The following is a 19529-nucleotide window of genomic DNA, read 5'->3' on the forward strand; positions in this document are numbered from 1 at the left end:
GGTTTCTCTACCTCGGTGCGGAGGTTCCACCACCACCGCAGGCCGCTTCCGGGAACAGCAACGGGAACAGCAAGAGGCGCGGAACCGGTGGCTCCGCGCCCCTGGTCACCGGCCCCCTGACGGTGGGGGCCGGTGCGTCGTGGTCAGCTGCCGAGGGTCGACAGCCAGGCGTCGACCGCCTCGGCCGCCGCCGGCGCCGACTCCTCCAGGATGGTGAAGTGGGTGCCGGGCACCTCCTTCAGCAGGTGCTCGCCGCTCCACGAGGCACGCCACTCCTCGGTGCCGGGCGCGTCGGTGAAGGACTGCGCCGGGCGGACGAAGAGCACCGGGGCCGACAGCGCACCCGGCAGGCAGTCCACGATCAGGTCGCTGTAGCGGCTCATCGCGGCGAGCCGGGCGGCGCTGAACCGGCCGAAGGAGGACTCCCGGTCCAGCATGCCCCGGAACATCTGCGGCCAGAGCTCGTCCTGGCCCTCGCCGTCCGGCAGATAGGTGTCCAGCAGGACGACCCCGGCCGCCGGGGTTCCCGCCTTCTCCAGCACCTCGGCGGTGGCGTGCGCGAACTGGCCGCCGGAGGAGTAGCCGAGCAGGACGAAGGGCTCCCCCGCCGCCGCGGCCAGCACGCCTTCGACGAAGACCTCGACCGCGGCGTCCACCGAGCGCGGCAGCGCCTCCCCGGGGCCGAACCCCGGCACCGGCGGCACCACCACCTCGCGGCGGCCACGGAAGTGCGAGGCGAACCGGGCGTACTGGTGGGCGCCGCCGAGCGCCATCGGGGAGGGGAAGCAGATCAGCTTGGGGCCCCGCTCCCCCTGGGCCAGGCGGACCGGCTCGGCCAGGCGCTCCAGTTCGGCCGCCGAGGAGAAGGCGGGCAGGATCTCGGCGACCGCGTCGAGCAGCGCCATGCCCTTCATCATCCGGCCCTCGGTGGCGGCCCGGCGCAGCAGTCCGCTGATCGACTCCAGGTCCGCGGCGGCGTCCTCGGCGTCCACGGCGTCCGCGGTGTTCTCGGCAGCACCGGGCCCGGCGTGGGCCAGCTCGGTCCGCAGGTGGGCGGCCAGGTCGGCCGGGGTGCGGTGGTCGAAGACCACACCGGCGGACAGGGCCAGCCCGGTGGCCGCGGAGAGCGCGATGCGCAGCTCCGTGCCGGAGACCGAGTCCATCCCGGCCTCCAGGAAGCCGACCTCCGGCTCGATCGCCTCGCCGGAGGAGTGGCCGAGGATGGCGGCGCTCTGCGCGCGGACCAACTCGACCAGCAGCTCCTGCTGTTCGGACTCGCCGATGCCGGCGAGGCGGGCGCGCAGCGGTACCGCCTGCGCCTGCGCCTGCGCCTGCGCCTCCGAGGCCTGCTGGTCGGGGGTGTCGAGCGCGCCGACGGTCAACGGGACGTCCGCCGCCAGCCAGTACCGCTGGTGCTGGAAGGCGTACGTCGGCAGCGCCGCCCGCCCGCTGCCGGGGAAGACCGCCTGCCAGTCGGGGGACAGGCCGTCCACGTAGAGCTTGGCCAACCCCGTCAGCAGGGCGGCGCTCTCCGAGCCGAGCCGGCGCCCGAGCGGGACGAACACCGTGCCCGGCGCCCGGGCACTCTTCCTGGCGAGCCCGGTCAGCACGGCGTCGGGGCCCAGCTCCACGAAGCGGGTGACGCCGGCCCCGGCCAGCGTGCGGATCCCGTCCTCGAAACGGACGGTTTCGCGCACGTGGCGCACCCAGTACTCCGGGTCCGCCAGCTCCTCGGTGGCGAGCGCACCCGTGAGGTTGGAAACCACCGGCACACGCGCCCGGCCATAGGACAGCCCGGACACCACCTCACGGAACTCCGCCAGCATCGGCTCCATCAACGGCGAGTGGAACGCGTGCGAGACCTTCAGCCGCTTGGACTTCCCGAACGACTCCGCAACCCTCAGCACCTCGGCCTCGACACCCGAGACCACCACCGAACGCGGCCCGTTCACCGCCGCGATACCGACCCCCTCGGTCAGCAACGGCAGCACCTCGGCCTCACCCGCCTGCACCGCCACCATCGCCCCACCGGCCGGCAACGCCTGCATCAACCGACCCCGCGCCGCCACCAGACGGCACGCATCCGCCAACGACAGCACCCCCGCCAGATGCGCGGCCACCACCTCACCGATCGAATGCCCCGCCAGGAAGTCCGGCACCACACCCCAGGACTCCACCAACCGGAACAACGCCACCTCGAACGCGAAGAGACCGGTCTGCGCATAGAGCGTCCGATCGACCCGGTCGGGGTCGGTGCCGAAGAGGACCTCGGCGGTACCGACCCCGAGCTGCTCGTTCAGCTCGTCGAAGACCTCGTCGAAGACCGGGTAGTGGGCCCGCAGTTCGGCGCCCATCCCGAGCCGCTGGGCGCCCTGCCCGGTGAACAGGAAGGCGGTTTTGACCCCCGTGCGGGCCCGGCCGCGCAGCACCGACGGCGAGCTCTCCGAGGCGGCCAGCACCCCCAGCCCGTCGAGGAGTCCGTCGCGGTCCGGGCCGAGGACGGCGGCCCGGTGCTCGAAGACGGCGCGTTCGGTGCCGAGCGACCTGGCCACCGCGCCCGCCTCCAGCTCGGGGCGGTCGGCGGCGAAGGCGCGCAGCCGCTCGCCCTGGGCCGACAGCGCCTGCGGGGTGCGGGCGGAGAGCGGCCACAGGGCCATCGGCGGCGCCGCGTCGGGGTCGGCCTGCTGCTCGGCCTGCTCCTGGGCCGGAGGCGGGGCCTGTTCGAGGATGACGTGGGCGTTGGTGCCGCTGATCCCGAAGGAGGAGATCCCGGCCCGGCGCGGACGCTCGACCTCCGGCCACGGCTGAGCATCCGTCAGCAGCTTGACCTCGCCCGCCGACCAGTCCACCTTGCTGGAGGGCTCGTCCACGTGCAGGGTCCTGGGCAGCACGCCGTGGCGCATCGCCTGCACCATCTTGATGACGCCCGCGACACCGGCCGCCGCCTGGGTGTGACCGATGTTCGACTTGACCGAGCCCAGCCAGAGCGGCCGGTCCTCGCTGCGGTCCTGGCCGTAGGTGGCCAGCAGCGCCTGCGCCTCGATCGGGTCGCCCAGCGTGGTGCCGGTGCCGTGCGCCTCCACCACGTCGACGTCGGCGGCCGACAGCCGGGCACTGGCCAGCGCCTGGCGGATCACCCGCTGCTGGGCTGGACCGTTGGGGGCGGTGATGCCGTTGGAGGCGCCGTCCTGGTTCACCGCGGAACCACGGACCACGGCCAGCACCTGGTGCCCGTTGCGCCGGGCGTCGGAGAGACGCTCCAGTACCAGGACACCGACGCCCTCGGCGAAGCCGGTACCGTCCGCGCCCTCCGCGAACGCCTTGCAGCGGCCGTCCGGGGAGAGCCCGCGCTGGCGGCTGAACTCCACGAAGGTGCCGGGCGAGGCCATCACCGTCACCCCGCCGGCCAGCGCGAGGGTGGACTCGCCACCGCGCAGCGACTGCGCCGCCAGGTGCAGCGCCACCAGCGAGGAGGAGCACGCCGTGTCGATCGACAGCGTCGGCCCCTCCAGCCCGAGCGTGTAGGCCACCCGACCCGAGACGATGCTGCCACTGCCGAACGCACCGAAGTAGTCGTGGTACATCACCCCGGCGAACACACCGGTACGACTGCCCCTCAACGACAGCGGATCGATCCCCGCACCCTCCAGCGCCTCCCACGAACCCTCCAACAGCAACCGCTGCTGCGGATCCATCAACAGCGCCTCACGCGGCGAGATCCCGAAGAACCCCGCATCGAAGGCCCCCGCCTCGTGCAGGAACCCGCCCTCGGCGGTGTAGGACCTCCCTGTAAGGCCCGGCTGCGGATCGTAGAGGTCAGCGTCCCACCCCCGGTCGGTGGGGAACGGCGTGATGCCGTCCCCGCCCTCGGTCACCAGCTCCCAGAGCTGCTGCGGCGAGGCCACCCCGCCCGGGTACCGGCAGGACATGCCCACGATCGCGATCGGCTCGCGCAGGGTCGCGGTCAGCTTGCGGTTCTGCTCCCGCAGCCGCTCGGTCTCCTTCAGCGACGCCCGCAGGGCGTCGACCATCCTGGTGTCCGGGTTCTGGGTCACAGTTCCTCCTCCTGTCCGCCGAGGTCGTCGAGGGCCAGGTTCATCAGGCTCTCGATGTCCATCGCGTCGATCGACGTGCCGCTCGCGCCGTCGTCGTCCGTGGACCCGGCGGCGGACTCGGCCGCCAGTCCGGCCAGTTCGAGCAGGCTGTCCAGCAGGCCGGCGTCCCGCAGTCGGGCCAGCGGGATCGCGCCCAGCGCCTGGCGCACCGCGGCCTCCTGGGCTTCGCCGCCGGGTCCTGCCTCCGGGCCGGTCGCCGGGGCCAGTTCGGCCTCCAGGTGCTGGGCCAGCACCACCGGGTTCGGGTAGTCGAAGATCAACGTGGCCGAGAGCCGCAGCCCGGTGGCCTCGTTGAGCTGGTTGCGGAACTCCACCGCCGTCAGCGAGTCGAAGCCGAGCTCGTTGAACGCCCGGTCCAGGGCCACCTCGGCGACCCCGAGCACCGCGGCCGCCTGGGTGCCGACCAGGTCGAGCAGGAGCGCGGTCCGCTCCTCGCCGACCCGCTCGGCCAGGCTGCGCCGCAGCGCGGCCGAGGCCGTGGAGGCGGCCTGCGCCACCCGCCGCGAGGACGAGGAGCGCACCAGCCGGCTCAGCAGCGGCGGGACCCGGTTGCCCTGGGCCAGGGCCGCCAGGTCGAGCTGCGCGGGCATCAGGACGGCTTCCGCCCGGCCGACCGCGGCGTCGAACAGCGCCAGACCGGCCTCCTCGCCGAGGCTGCCCACCCCGGACTGGGCCATCCGGCGGCTGTCGGCCTCGCTGAGCCGGTCGGCCATGCCGCCGCTGCCCGACCAGGCGCCCCAGGCCAGTGAGGTGGCCGGCAGGCCGACCGCCCTGCGGTGCAGGGCCAGGGCGTCGAGGTAGGCGTTGGCGGCGGCGTAGCTCGCCTGCCCGGGGCTGCCGAGCAGGCCGGCGGCCGAGGAGAACAGCACGAACGCCGACAGCTGCCGGTCCTTGGTCAGCTCGTGCAGGTGCCAGGCCGCGTCGACCTTGGGCCGCAGCACGGCGGACAGCCGCTCGGGCGTCAGCGAGGCGAGCATCCCGTCGTCCAGCACGCCCGCGGAGTGCACCACCGCGGAGACCGGGTAGCGCGCCAGCACGGTGGCCAGCTCCTCCCGGTCGGCCAGGTCGCAGGCCAGGATGGCCACCTCGGCGCCCAGGCCGGTGAGTTCGGCGTGCAGCTCGGCGGCGCCGGGTGCCGCCTCGCCGCGCCGGCTGAGCAGCAGCAGGCTCGACACCCGGTGCTCGGTGACCAGGTGACGGGCGACCAGGCGGCCCAGGGCCCCGGTGCCGCCGGTGAGCAGCACCCGGCCGCTCCACTCGACGGGGGCGTCCAGCACGGCCTTCGCCGCCCTGGTGAGCCGCGGTGCGTGGAGCACGCCCGAGCGCACCGCGAGCTGCGCCTCGCCGCAGGCGACGGCGGCCGGCAGCAGGTGCCAGCCCGGGTCGGCCTCGTCGTCGGCGTCGTGGTCGTCCAGGTCGATCAGCACGATCCGGTCGGGGTTCTCCGACTGCGCCGTGCGGATCAGCCCCCAGGCCGCCGCGGCGGCCAGGTCGGTGACGTCCTCACCGGCCTGGGAGACCGCGCCGCTGGTCGCCACCGCCACGGTCGCCTGCGCGAACCGCTCGTCGGCCAGCCAGGACTGCAGGCGGCCGAGGAGCGCGGCCAGGCCCTCGTGGACCGCCCGCGGATCGTCACCGCCCGCGAAGGGCAGCACCAGGACGTCCACCGGGTCGGCCAGCGCCGCGAGCTCGTCCAGGTCGGCGACCGTGCTGACCGTGGCGACCTGGGCCGCCAAGGCGTCCAGCAGCCGCCGCCGGTGCGTACCGAGCACCGCCCAGTGTCCGCCCGAGTGCGCTGCACCGCCGGTGAGCCGGGTCCACTCCAGGGCGAAGAGCGAGTCGTTGCCGCCGGCCGTTGCCAGCCGGTCGACCGCGACCTCGCGCAGCACCAGCGACTCCACCCGGGCCACCGGGGCACCGGCGCCGTCGGCGAGCTCGATCCGCACCGCGTCCGGGCCGGCCGGGCCGATCCGCACCCGCAGCGCCCGCGCGCCCACCGCGTACAGCTCGACCCCGCTCCAGGCGAACGGCAGGCTCATCCGCTGCGCCGCCCCCGCCCGCAGCCCGATCGCGTGCAGCGAGGCGTCGAAGAGCGCCGGGTGGATGCCGAACCGGTCGGCCTCCAGCGGGAGTTCGACCTCGGCGAAGACCTCCTCGCCCAGCCGCCAGGCGGCCTGCAGCCCCTGGAACAGCGGGCCGTACTCGGCGCCGAGCTCGGCCAGGCGCTCATAGGTGCCCGTCAGGTCGAGCGCCTCGGCACCGGCCGGCGGCCAGGCCTGCGGCGTGCCGGGCGCCGGGGCCGAAGCGACCCGCAGCAGCCCGGTGGCGTGCGAGGTCCACGGCTCGCCGTCCGCCGTGCGGGAGTACACCTGGAACGTCCAGGTCCCCTCGTCGGCCGGACGCACGGTGCACTGCAGCCGGACCGTGCCCTGCTCGGGCAGCAGCAGGGGTTCGGCGATGGTCAGCTCCTCGACCGCGCCGGCCCCGAGGTCCGCGCCGGCCGCCAGCGCCATCTCGACGAAGGCCGCGCCGGGCAGCAGCACCACTCCGCCGACCGCGTGATCGGCCAGCCAGGGGTGGCTCTGCAGCGAGAGCCGTCCGGTGAACAGCGTGCCCTCGCCTCCCGCGAGGTCCACGGCGCTGCCCAGCAGCGGGTGGTCGGCCGTCGCCCGGTAGCCCGCCGGCTCGCTCGCCATCCAGTACCGGCGGCGCTGGAAGGCGTACGTCGGCAGCTCGACCGTGCCGACGGTGGGCAGCAGCCGGGCCCAGTCCACCGTGCCGCCGTGGACGTGGAAGGCGCCCAGGGCGGTGAGCAGCGCGGCCGGCTCCGGCCGGTCCTTGCGCAGCAGCGGGATCAGCGCGGCCTCGCCGCTCAGGCTCTCGGCGGCCAGCGCCGTGAGCACCCCGCCCGGACCGATCTCGACGAACCGGCGCGCGCCGGCCTCCTCCAGTGCCCGCACGCCGTCGGCGAAGCGCACCGCCTCGCGCACGTGGCGCACCCAGTACTCGGGCGAGCACAGCTCCTCGGCCGAGGCCTGTGCACCGGTCAGGGTGGAGACGACGGCGATCCGCGGCGGGTGGTACTCCAGCCCGGCCGCGACCTCGCGGAACTGCGCCAGCATCGGCTCCATCAGCGGCGAGTGGAAGGCGTGGCTGACCGTCAGCTCCCTGGTCCGCTCGAACCGCTCGGCGATCGCCCGCACCGCCGCCGCCTCGCCCGAGATCACCACGGAGCTCGGCCCGTTGACCGCCGCGATGCTCACCCGCTCGGTCAGCAGCGGCTCGATCTCGGCCTCGGTGGCCTTGACCGCCACCATCGCACCGCCGGCGGGCAGCGCCTGCATCAGCCGGCCGCGCGCGGCGACCAGTCGGGCGGCGTCGGCCAGCGACCAGACCCCGGCCACCTGGGCGGCGGCGAACTCGCCGATGGAGTGCCCGGCCAGCAGGTCGGGGCGGATGCCGAAGGACTCCAGCAGCCTGAAGAGCGCGACTTCGAGCGCGAACAGGGCGGGCTGGGTGTACTCGGTGCGGTCCAGCAGCTCGGCCGAGGACAGCGCCTCGCGCAGCGGCCGCTCCAGCAGCGGGTCCAGCTGCTCGCGCACCTCCTCGAAGGCGGCCGCGAAGGCCGGATACGTCTCGATCAACTCCTCTCCCATGCCGACCAGTTGCGAGCCCTGACCGGAGAACAGGAACGCGGTGCGACCGGCTGCCGGGGTGCCGAGCGCCACACTCGGCACGCTCTGCCCCTCGGCCAGCGCCCGCAGGCCGCGCAGGAGTTCGTCCCGGTCGGCGCCGCTGACCGCCGCCCGGTGGGCGTGGTGGCTGCGGGTGTTCGCCAGCGCCGCCGCGACCTGGCGCGGATCGAGCTCGGCCCGCTCGCCCAGGTGGCCCGCCAGCCGCTCGGCCTGCTCGCGCAGCGCCTGCGGGCTGTGGCCCGAGAGCAGCAGCGGGGCCTGCAGGTCCGGTTGCTGCGGCGCGGTTGCTGCGGCGGGCTCCTGCTCGGGGGCGGCCTCGATCACCACGTGCGCGTTGGTGCCGCTGATCCCGAAGGAGGAGATCCCGGCCCGGCGCGGGTGGTCGTACGCGGGCCACGACAACGACTCGGTGAGCAGCCGGACGTGGCTGTCCGTCCAGTCGACGTGCCGGGACGGCTCGTCCACGTGCAGGGACTTGGGCAGCACCCCGTGGCGGATCGCCTGCACCATCTTGATCACACCGGCCACCCCGGCCGCGGCCTGGGTGTGTCCAATGTTCGACTTGATGGAGCCGAGCCAGAGCGGGCGCTCCTCGGTGTGCTCGCTGCCGTAGGTCGCGATCAGGGCCTGCGCCTCGATCGGGTCGCCCAGCGTGGTGCCGGTGCCGTGCGCCTCGACCAGGTCGACCTCGCCGCCGGGCACGCCCGCCGCCGCCAGCGCGCGGCGGATCACCCGCTGCTGGGCGGGACCGTTGGGGGCGGTGATGCCGTTGGAGGCACCGTCCTGGTTCATCGCGGTGCCGCGCACCACGGCCAGCACCTGGTGGCCGTTGCGGCGGGCCTCCGAGAGCCGCTCCAGCAGCAGGACGCCCGCGCCCTCGCCGAAGCCGGTGCCGTTGGCGGCGTCCGCGAACGGGCGGCAGCGCCCGTCGCGGGACAGGCCGCGCTGCCGGCTGAACTCGACGAAGGTCCCCGGGGTGGCCATCACCGTCACCCCGCCGGCCAGGGCCAGGGTGCAGTCGCCCTGGCGCAGCGACTGCACCGCGAGGTGCAGCGCCACCAGCGAGGAGGAGCAGGCGGTGTCCACCGTCAGCGTCGGCCCCTCCAGGCCGAGCGTGTAGGCCACCCGGCCCGAGACCACGCTGCCGGAGCCGTAGCTCTCGAAGTAGTCGTGGTACATCACGCCGGCGAACACCCCGGTCGCGCTGCCGCGCAGCGAGGCCGGGTCGATGGCGGCCCGCTCCAGCGCCTCCCAGGCGGTCTCCAGCAGCACCCGCTGCTGCGGGTCGGTGACCAGCGCCTCCTCCGGGTCCATGCCGAAGAAGTCGGCGTCGAAGTCGCCGGCGTCGTACAGGAACGCGCCGTGCTTGGCGTAGCTGGTGCCGGGGCGGTCCAGGGTCGGGTCGTAGAGCGACTCCAGGTCCCAGCCCCGGTCGGTGGGGAACTCGCCGATGGCGTCCACCTCGCCGACGACCAGCTGCCACAGGTCCTCGGGCGAGTTGACGCCGCCGGGGTAGCGGCAGCTCATCCCGATGATCGCGATCGGCTCGTCGTCCGCGCCGCTGGGCGCGGTCTGCACCGCCACGGCGGCCAGGTTGCCGACCAGCTGGTCGAGCAGGTAGCCGGCCAGCTCGACGGGGTTGGGGTAGTCGAACACCAGGGTGGCCGGCAGCCGCAGCCCGGTGGCCGCCGCCAGGCCGTTGCGCAGTTCGACCGCGGCCAGCGAGTCGAAGCCCAGCTCGCGGAAGGCCTTGTGCGGCTCCACCGCCTCCGCCGAGCGGTGCCCGAGCACCGAGGCGGCCTGGGTGCGCACCAACTCCACCAGGAACGGCCTCCGTTCGGCCTCGCCGAGGGCGGCAAGGCGGCCGCGCAGCGAGTCCGCGCCGGCGGTCGGCTGGCCGGAGACGGCCTGGCGCCGGGAGCGCACCAGGGCGCGGAAGAGCGGTGACAGGGCATCGCCCTGGGCCCGCAGTCCGGCCGGTTCCAGCTTCATCGGCAGCACGGCGGGGTGCCGGGAGTGCAGCGCCTCGTCGAAGAGCGCCAGGCCCTCCTCGGTGGCCAGCGCCGCCACGCCGCCCCGGGAGATCCGGGACAGGTCGGTGTCGTCCAGCGTGCCGGTCATCCCGCTGGCCTGCGCCCACAGGCCCCAGGCCACCGACTGGCCCGGCAGGCCGAGCCGGCGGCGGTGGCCGGCCAGCGCGTCCAGGAAAGCGTTGGCCGCGGCGTAGTTGGCCTGCCCCGGCGAGCCGAGGGTGGCGGCGGCCGAGGAGAAGAGCACGAACGCCTTGAGGTCCAGACCGGCGGTCAGCTCGTGCAGGTGCCAGGCCGCGTCCACCTTGGGGCGCAGCACCGCGTCCAGCCGCTCGGCGGTGAGCGAGGAGAGCACGCCGTCGGCGAGCACCCCGGCCGCGTGCACCACGGCGGTCAGCGGCCGGCCGGCCGGGACCTGCGCCAGCACCTCGGCCAGCGCCGCGCGGTCCGCCACGTCGCAGGCGGCGGTGGTGACCTCGGCGCCGAGCTCGGTGAGTTCGGTGACGAGCTCGGGGGCCGCGCCGCGGCGGCTGAGCAGCAGCAGGTGCCGCACGCCCCACTCGGTGACCAGCCGGCGGGCGATCAGGGTGCCCAGTGCACCGCTCGCGCCGGTCAGCAGCACGGTGCCCGCGGGGTCGAGCTCCAACGGCGCGTCGTCCGCGGCCGCCTCGGCCCGCACGAGGCGGGGCAGTTGGACGGCACCGCCGCGGATCGCCAGGTGCGGCTCGCCCACGGCCGGGGCGGCGGGCAGCAGCGCCTCGGAGGCCGGGTCCTGGTCGAGCTCGACCAGGACGATCCGCTCCGGGTTCTCCGACTGCGCCGAACGGACCAGTCCGGCAACCGCCGCACCGGCCAGGTCGGCGCCGGTGGCCACCAGCACGGTGGCCTCGCCCGCCAGGTGCTCGCGCAACTGCTCGAGGACGGTGTGCACGGCCGCCCGTACCTCGTCCGCACTCGTGCCCGCCGGGCTGCGCAGCACCACCGCCTCGTGGGCGGGGCCGGCGGCCGGGGTCGGCGCGGTGATCCACTCCACCTGGTAGAGCGCGCCCGCCCGCGCCGACCTGGCGGCGGCGGCGAGCTGTTCGGCCGGGATCGGGCGCAGGGCGAGCGAGCCGACGCTCGCCACCGGCGCGCCGCCGGCGTCGGCGAGGGTCAGCTCCACCGCGCCGCTCTGCCCCAGCGGCCTGACCCGCACCCGCAGCTCCTTGGCGCCGGTCGCGTGCAGCTGCACCTCGGACCAGGCGAACGGCAGCAGCGCCTCGTCCGCGGCGACACCGGTCAGGCCGACCGCGTGCAGGGCGGCGTCCGCCAGCGCCGGGTGCAGGCCGTAGCCGTCCACCTGCTGGGCGAAGGCCACCTCGGCGTAGACCTCCTGGCCCAGGCGCCAGGCGGCGCGCAGGCCCTGGAAGGCGGGCCCGTAGGCGAGCCCGGCCTCGGCGAGCTGCTCGTACACCCCGTCGAGATCGATCGGCTCGGCGCCGGTGGGCGGCCAGAGGGTGAGCTCCGGCTCGGCGGGTGCGCCGCCCTGGGCGAGCACGCCGTCGGCGTGCCGGGTCCACGGCTGGTCGTCGGCCTCGCTCTCGGCGCGCGAGTAGATGCCGACCGGGCGGCCGGACTCCGCCGCCGCGCCGACCACCACCTGCAGCTGCACCGCGCCGTGCTCGGGGAAGACCAGCGGGGCGTGCAGGGTGAGGTCGGCGACCCGGCCCAGGCCCACCTGGTCGGCGGCCTGGAGGGCCAGTTCGAGGTAGCCGGTGCCGGGGAACAGCAGCTCCCCGCCGACCACGTGGTCGGCCAGCCACGGGTGGGTGCCCAGCGAGAGGCGGCCGGTGAGGACGGTGCCGTCGGTGTCGGCGCGGGTCATCGCCGCGCTCAGGACCGGGTGGTCGGTCGGGGTGAGACCGGCCGAGGTGACGTCGGCGTTGCCGGAGACGCTGTCCAGCCAGAACTGCTCGTGCTGGAAGGCGTAGGTCGGCAGCTCGACCCGGCGCGGGCGCAGGCCCTCGAAGACCTGTCGCCAGTCGACCGCGACGCCGTGCACGAAGGCCTCGCCGAGCGCGGCGGCGAACCGGTCCGGGCCGCCCTCCTCGCGGCGCAGCGAGCCCAGCGCCCGCACGCCCTCGAAGGTCTCCTGGAGGCCGACGGTGAGCACCGGGTGCGGGCTGCACTCGATGAACACGCCGTGGCCCTTGCCGACCACCGCCCCGGCGGCCTGCTCGAAGAGCACGGTCTGGCGCAGGTTGGTGTACCAGTACTCGGCGTTCAGCTCGGTGGTGTCGATGAGCTCGCCGGTGACGGTCGAGTGGAAGGGCACCTCGGCGGGGCGCGGCGAGACGTCCGCCAGGGTCCGGAGCAGCCTGGTCCGGATCGACTCGACCTGCGCGGAGTGCGAGGCGTAGTCCACCGGCAGCCGCTTGACCCGCACGCCCTCGTCCTTGAGCTGGGCCTGCAGGCGGTCCAGGGCGTCCACGAAGCCGGAGACCACGACCGAGCCCGACCCGTTGTGCGCGGCGACGGAGAGCTGCCCGTCGAAGGCGGCCAGCCGCTCCTCCACCTGCTCGACCGGCAGCGCGACCGACATCATGCCGCCCCCGCCGGACAGGTCCTGGGCGATGGCCTGGCTGCGCAGGGTGACGATCCGGGCGCCGTCCTCCAGCGACAGCGCGCCGGCCACCACGGCCGCCGCGATCTCGCCCTGGGAGTGCCCGATCACCGCGGCGGGGCGCACCCCGTGCGAGATCCAGGTCTGCGCGAGCGAGACCATGACGGCCCAGAGCAGCGGCTGGACGACGTCCACCCGGTCCAGCGGGCCGTTCAGCTCGGCCAGCAGGTCCCAGTCGGTGAACGGCGCGCAGGCGGCGGCGCACTCGGCCATCCTGGCCGCGAACACCGGTGAGGAGGCCAGCAGTTCGGTGGCCATGCCCTGCCACTGGGAGCCCTGGCCCGGGAAGACGAAGACCGGGCGGGAGCCGGTGGCGGTGCCCTCGACGAGCCCGGGGGCGGTCCGCCCGGCGGCCAACGCGGCCAGCGAGTCGCGCAGTTCGGCGCGGTCCGCGCCGGCGATGGCCGCGCGGTGCTCGAAGTGGGCGCGGGTGGTGGCCAGGGCGTGGGCCAGGTCCGCGGGCGCGAGCTCGGGGTTGGCGTCCACGAAGGCCAGCAGCCGTGCGGCCTGGGCGGGCAGCGCCGCCCGGGACTTCGCGGAGAGCAGCCACGGGGCCGTGGCCGGCGCCGCACTCGTCCCTCCTTCGGGCTGCCCGGTGGTGGCCGGGGCCTGTTCGATGATGGTGTGCGCGTTGGTGCCGCTGATCCCGAAGGAGGAGATCCCGGCCCGGCGCGGGCGCTCGGTCTCGGGCCAGGCCCGGGCCTCGGTCAGCAGCCGGACCTCGCCGGCCGACCAGTCCACGTGGTTGGAGGGCTCGTCGACGTGCAGGGTCCTGGGCAGCACGCCGTGGCGCATCGCCTGCACCATCTTGATGACGCCCGCCACGCCGGCGGCGGCCTGGGTGTGGCCGATGTTGGACTTGATCGAGCCCAGCCAGAGCGGCCGGTCCGCGCTGCGGTCCTGGCCGTAGGTGGCCAGCAGCGCCTGTGCCTCGATCGGGTCGCCCAGCGTGGTGCCGGTGCCGTGCGCCTCGACGGCGTCGACCTCGGTCGCCGAGAGCCCGGCGTTGGCCAGGGCCTGCTCGATCACCCGCTGCTGGGACGGCCCGTTGGGGGCGGTCAGGCCGTTGGAGGCGCCGTCCTGGTTGACGGCGGTGCCGCGGACGACGGCCAGCACCTGGTGCCCGTTGCGCCGGGCGTCGGAGAGACGCTCCAGGACCAGGACGCCGACGCCCTCGCCCCAGACCGTGCCGCCGGCGCCGGTGGCGAACGGGCGGCACTGCGCGTCGGGGGCGAGCGCGCCCTGGCGGCTGAACTCCACGAACGGGTCCGGGGTCGACATCACCGCGACGCCGCCCACCAGGGCGAGGGTGGACTCGCCGCCGCGCAGCGACTGCGCCGCCAGGTGCAGCGCCACCAGCGAGGAGGAGCACGCCGTGTCGATCGACAGCGTCGGCCCCTCCAGCCCGAGCGTGTACGCCACCCGGCCCGAGACGATGCTGCCACTGCCGAACGCGCCGAAGTAGTCGTGGTACATCACCCCGGCGAACACACCGGTCCGACTGCCCTTCAACGACAGCGGATCGATCCCCGCACCCTCCAGCGCCTCCCAGGAACCCTCCAACAGCAACCGCTGCTGCGGATCCATCAGCAGCGCCTCACGCGGCGAGATCCCGAAGAACCCCGCATCGAAGGCCCCCGCATCGTGCAGGAACCCGCCCTCGTGGACGTAGCTGGTGTCGGGGCGCTCGCGGGTCGGGTCGTAGATCCGGTCGATGTCCCAGCCCCGGTTGTCCGGGAAGGCGCTGATCGCGTCGCTCTCGCCGATCACCAGGTCCCACAGCTCCTGCGGCGAGGTCACCCCGCCCGGGTAGCGGCAGGACATGCCCACGATCGCGATCGGCTCGTCGGTGCGGGCCGTGCTCGCCCGAACGGCCTTGCGCGGACCGGACGTGACGCCGCTGAACTTCGTGGCGAGGTGGCCGGCCAGGGCCTCGGGCGACGGGTAGTCGAAGACGAGGGTGGCGGGCAGCCGCTGGCCGGTCCCGGCGGTGAGCGCGTTGCGCAGCTCGACGGCGGCCAGCGAGTCGAAGCCGAGGTCCTGGAAGGCCCGGCCCGGGTCGATCGCCTCCGCGGAGGCGTGCCCGAGCACGGCCGCGACCTGGGCCCGGACCAGCTGGAGCAGCGCGTCCGCCCGCTCCTGCTCGCCGAGTTCGGCCATCGTGTCGGCGAAGGAGAACTCCGGGCCCTCGACCGCCACCGCCTCGCGGCGCACGGTGCGGCCCACCAGGGAGCGGAACACCGGGGCGAGCGCGGCGCCCTGGCCGCGCAGCGCCGCAAGGTTCAGCCGCACCGGGGCCAGCGCCGCCAGCCCGGTGGCCCGGGCCAGGTCGAAGAGCGCCACGCCGTCCTCGGCGGACAGCTCGGTCATGCCGCCGCGCGAGATCCTCGCCCGGTCGGCGGCGTCCAGGCCGCTGGTCATCCCGCCGACCGGTGCCCACGGCCCCCAGGCCAGCGAGAGGGCGGGCAGGCCGAGCGCGTGGCGCTGGGCGGCCAGCGCGTCCAGGAAGGCGTTGGCCGCCGCGTAGTTGCCCTGGCCCGGTGCGCCCACCAGCCCGGCGACCGAGGAGAAGAGCACGAAGGCGCGCAGCGGCGCTGCGGCGGTGAGCTCGTGCAGGTTGAGCGCGCCGTCCACCTTGGGCCGCAGCACGGCGTCGATCCGCTCGGGGGTCAGCGAGGCGACCACGCCGTCGTCGAGCAGCCCGGCGGCGTGCACCACGGCGGTGAGCGGGTGCTCGGCCGGGACCTGCGCCAGCACCTCGGCGAGCGCGGCGCGGTCGGCCACGTCGCAGGCGCGGACGGTGACCTGCGCGCCGAGCCCGGTGAGTTCGGCGGTCAGCTCGTCCGCGCCGCCGCGCCGGCTGAGCAGCAGCAGGTGGCGCGCGCCGAGGGCGGTCACCAGGTGCCGGGCGAGCACCGGGCCCAGGCCGCCGGTCGCGCCGGTCAGCAGCACGGTGCCCTCGGGGTCGAGCTCCGCCGCGGCCTCGGCGCTGAGCTCGGCGGCGGTCAGCCGGGCCGCGTGGGCCGCGCCGGCGCGGATCGCCAGCTGCGGCTCGCCGCTGGCGAGCACGGACGCGGCGAGCGCCTCGGCGTCGGCGTCCGCGTCGAGGTCCAGCAGCACGAAGCGGTCGGGGTTCTCCGACTGCGCCGAGCGCAGCAGGCCCCACACCGCGGCGCCCGCCAGGTCGGCCACCGCCTCCCCGGCGAGCGAGAGCGCGCCGCGGGTGACCACGATCAGCGGGCGCGGGTCCTCGTCCTGCGCGGCGGCCAGCGCCGTGTGGACGGCCGCACGGACGGCCTCGGCGTCGTTGCCCGCCACGCTGTGCAGCAGGCGGTGGTCGGTCTCGGCTGCCGTCTCGGCCAGCTGGACCGGGTGCCAGCCGAGCCGGAACAGCGCGTCGCTCGAAGGGCCTTGCTGCTGGCGCAGGTTGGTCAGCGGGCGGGAGGCCAGCGAGGCCACCGAGGCGACCGGCGCGCCGGTGGCGTCGGCCAGGTCGACGGCGAAGGAGTGCGCGCCGGTGGCGAGCAGCCGCACCCGCAGCACCGAGGCGCCGACCGCGTGCAGCGAGACGCCGGAGAACATGAAGGGCAGCCGGGCGGTCTCGTCGTCGGAGCCGTCGCCGAGCAGGGCGAGCGCGTGCAGCGCGGCGTCGAAGGCGGCCGGGTGCAGGCCGAACCGGGCCGCGTCGGCGGCCGGGCGCTCGGCCAGGCGGACCTCGGCGAACAGTTCGTCACCGCGCTGCCAGGCGGCGTGCAGCGCCTGGAAGGTCGGACCGTAGTGCAGGCCCGAGGCGGCGTGCCGCTCGTAGAGGCCGGCCGTCTCCAGCGCCTCGGCACCGGCCGGCGGCCACTCGGTGAGGCGTTCGCCCGCACGTGCGGGCGCCCGGCCGAGCAGACCGGAGGCGTGCAGGGTCCACGGCACGTCGGCGGCCACGCTCTCGGCGCGCGAGTAGACGCTCACCGTGCGGCTGCCGGCGGCGTCGGGGGCGCCGACGGTGACCTGCACCCGGATGCCGTCCTGCTCGGGCAGGACCAGCGGCACCTCCAGGGTGAGCTCCTCCAGGTGGCCGCAGCCGACCTGGTCGCCGGCCCTGATGGCCAGTTCGACCATGGCGGTGCCGGGCACCACGACCCGGTCGCCGACCACGTGGTCGGCCAGCCACGGGTGGGTGCGCACCGAGAGCCGCCCGGTGAGCACCGCGCCGTCCGAGTCCGCCAGCATGGTGGCCGCGCCGAGCAGCGGGTGCTCGGTGGAGTCCAGGCCGACGGAGGCGACGTCGCCGACCGAGGCCGGGACCTCGACCCAGAAGCGGCTGCGCTGGAAGGCGGTGGTGGGCAGGTCGACCCGGGCGGCCCCCTGGAACAGGCTGCCCCAGTCGGGCGAGCAGCCACCGATGTGCAGCTGGGCCAGCGCGGTGAGCAGGGTCTCCGGCTCGGGGCGCTCGCGCCGGGTGGCGGCGGCGAGCACGGCCTCCTCGGAGTCCAGGCACTCGCGGGCCATCGCGGTCAGCACGGCGTCGGGGCCCAGCTCCACGAAACGGGTGACGCCCGCGGCCTCAAGGGCCCGGATGCCGTCGTGGAAACGGACGGCCTCACGCACGTGGCGCACCCAGTACTCCGGGTCCGCCAGCTCCTCGGTGGCGAGCGCACCCGTGAGGTTGGAAACCACCGGCACACGCGCCCGGCCGTAGGACAGCCCGGACACCACCTCACGGAACTCCGCCAGCATCGGCTCCATCAGCGGCGAGTGGAACGCGTGCGAGACCTTCAGCCGCTTGGACTTCCCGAACGACTCCGCGACCCTCAGCACCTCGGCCTCGACGCCCGAGACCACCACCGAACGCGGCCCGTTCACCGCCGCGATACCGACCCCCTCGGTCAGCAACGGCAGCACCTCGGCCTCACCCGCCTGCACCGCCACCATCGCCCCACCGGCCGGCAACGCCTGCATCAACCGACCCCGCGCCGCCACCAGACGGCACGCATCCGCCAACGACAGCACCCCCGCCAGATGCGCGGCCACCACCTCACCGATCGAATGCCCCGCCAGGAAGTCCGGCACCACACCCCAGGACTCCACCAACCGGAACAACGCCACCTCGAACGCGAAGAGGGCGGCCTGGGTGGTGGCGGTCCGGTTCAGCGGCTCGGCGTCGTCGCCGAAGACCAGGCCCTTGAGACCGCCCTCGACGCTGCCGCTGTCGCCACTGTCGAAGTGTGTGCAGACCTCGTCGAAGGCCTGCCGGAAGGCCTCGAACTCCTGGTACAACTCCCGTCCCATACCCGGGCGTTGCGAGCCCTGGCCGGTGAACAGGAAGGCCGTTAGCCCCTTGGTGGTACGGCCCTGGAGCACCCCGGGCGCGCCCTCGGCCAGCGCGTTCAGGCCGGTCACCAGCGCTTCGCGGTCCTGGCCGAGCAGCACGGCCCGGTACTGCTGGGCGGTCCTGGTGGTGGCCAGCGAGAAGCCGGCGTCCACCGGGTCCAGCGTGTCCGCCACGGCGGCCAGCCGTCGCGCCTGCTCGCGCAGGGCCTCGGGGGTGCGCCCGGAGAGCAGCCACGGGATGGTCGAGGGCGCGCTGCCCGGCTCGCGCTCGGCGGCCTCCTCCACGGGGGCCTGCTCGATGATGGTGTGGGCGTTGGTGCCGCTCGCCCCGAAGGAGGAGATCCCGGCCCGGCGCGGACGCTCGACCTCCGGCCAGGCGCGGGCCTCGGTCAGCAGCCTGACCTCGCCCGCCGACCAGTCCACCTTGCTGGAGGGCTGCTCCGCGAACAGGGTCCTGGGCAGCACGCCGTGGCGCATCGCCTGGACCATCTTGATGACACCCGCGACACCGGCCGCCGCCTGGGTGTGACCGATGTTCGACTTGACCGAGCCCAGCCAGAGCGGCCGGTCCGCCGAGCGGCCCTGGCCGTAGGTGGCCAGCAGCGCCTGCGCCTCGATCGGGTCACCCAGCGTGGTGCCCGTGCCGTGCGCCTCCACCACGTCGACCTCGGTCGCCGACAGCCCCGCGCTCGCCAGCGCCTGACGGATCACCCGCTGCTGCGACGGACCGTTGGGCGCGGTCAGCCCGTTCGAGGCACCGTCCTGGTTCACGGCCGAGCCGCGAACCACCGCCAGCACCTCGTGCCCGTTGCGCCGCGCGTCCGAGAGCCGCTCCAGCAGCAGCATCCCGGCGCCCTCGCCCCAGCCGGTGCCGTCCGCCTCGTCGGCGAAGGACTTGCACCGGCCGTCCAGCGAGAGCCCGCGCTGACGGCTGAAGGCGACGAACGCGCCCGGGGTGGACATCACCGAGACACCGCCGGCCATCGCCAGCGTGCACTCGCGCTGGCGCAGCGCCTGCACCGCCAGGTGCAGCGCGACCAGGGCCGAGGAGCACGCGGTGTCGATGGTGACCGCGGGCCCCTCGATGCCGAGGGTGTAGGAGATCCGCCCGGCCATCACCGCCGCCAGCACACCGGTGCCGAGCGCCGCCTCGGGGTCCTCCGGCAGCTTCGCCAGCACGTCGCGGTAGTCCTGGCCGTTGGTGCCCGCGAACACCCCGATCCGGGCGCCGCGCACCGAGTCCGGCGCGATGCCGCCGCGCTCCAGCGCCTCCCAGGCCACCTCCAGGAGCAGGCGCTGCTGGGGGTCCATCAGCAGCGCCTCGCGCGGCGAGATGCCGAAGAAGTCCGGCTCGAAGTCGGCGGCCTCGTGCAGAAACCCGCCCCGCAGCACATAGCTCTTGCCGGCGGCGTCCGGGTCGGGGTCGTAGAGCGCCTCGCCGTCCCAGCCCCGGTTGTCCGGGAAGTCCGTGATGGCATCGGTGCCCTCGTCGACCAGCCGCCAGAGCTCCTCGGGGGTGCTGACGCCGCCGGGGAACCGGCAGCTCATCGCCACGATGGCGATGGGTTCCTTCTCCTCGGTCTCCACGTCGCGCAGCCGCTGCCGGGTCTGGGCCAGATCGGCGGTGACCCTCTTGAGATAGTCGAGCAGCTTGTCATCGTTGGTCATCGATTGTGGCCACTTCTGTGCGAAAGATTCAGCCTGG

2 protein-coding genes are annotated in these 19529 nt (G+C 75.0%); both read right to left on the reverse strand.

The window, feature by feature from the left end; all coding sequences use genetic code 11:
• Positions 1-143: 143 nt before the first annotated feature.
• A complete protein-coding gene (locus OG500_RS10895; RefSeq protein ID WP_442907020.1) occupies positions 144-4055 on the reverse strand; it encodes a type I polyketide synthase in 3912 nt (1303 codons plus the stop codon).
• Complete coding sequence (locus OG500_RS10900) at positions 4052-19492, reverse strand: type I polyketide synthase (RefSeq protein ID WP_329579182.1); 15441 nt, start codon at positions 19490-19492, stop codon at positions 4052-4054. Before OG500_RS10900 ends, OG500_RS10895 begins: the two co-directional genes overlap by 4 nt.
• Positions 19493-19529: the final 37 nt, after the last annotated feature.

The organism is Kitasatospora sp. NBC_01250, from assembly GCF_036226465.1.
GTDB lineage: Bacteria > Actinomycetota > Actinomycetes > Streptomycetales > Streptomycetaceae > Kitasatospora.

Coding starts and splice junctions, on each gene's coding strand:
- OG500_RS10900 (WP_329579182.1), bottom strand. CDS start 19,492: ATGACCAACGATGACAAGCTGCTCGACTATCTCAAGAGGGTCACCGCC.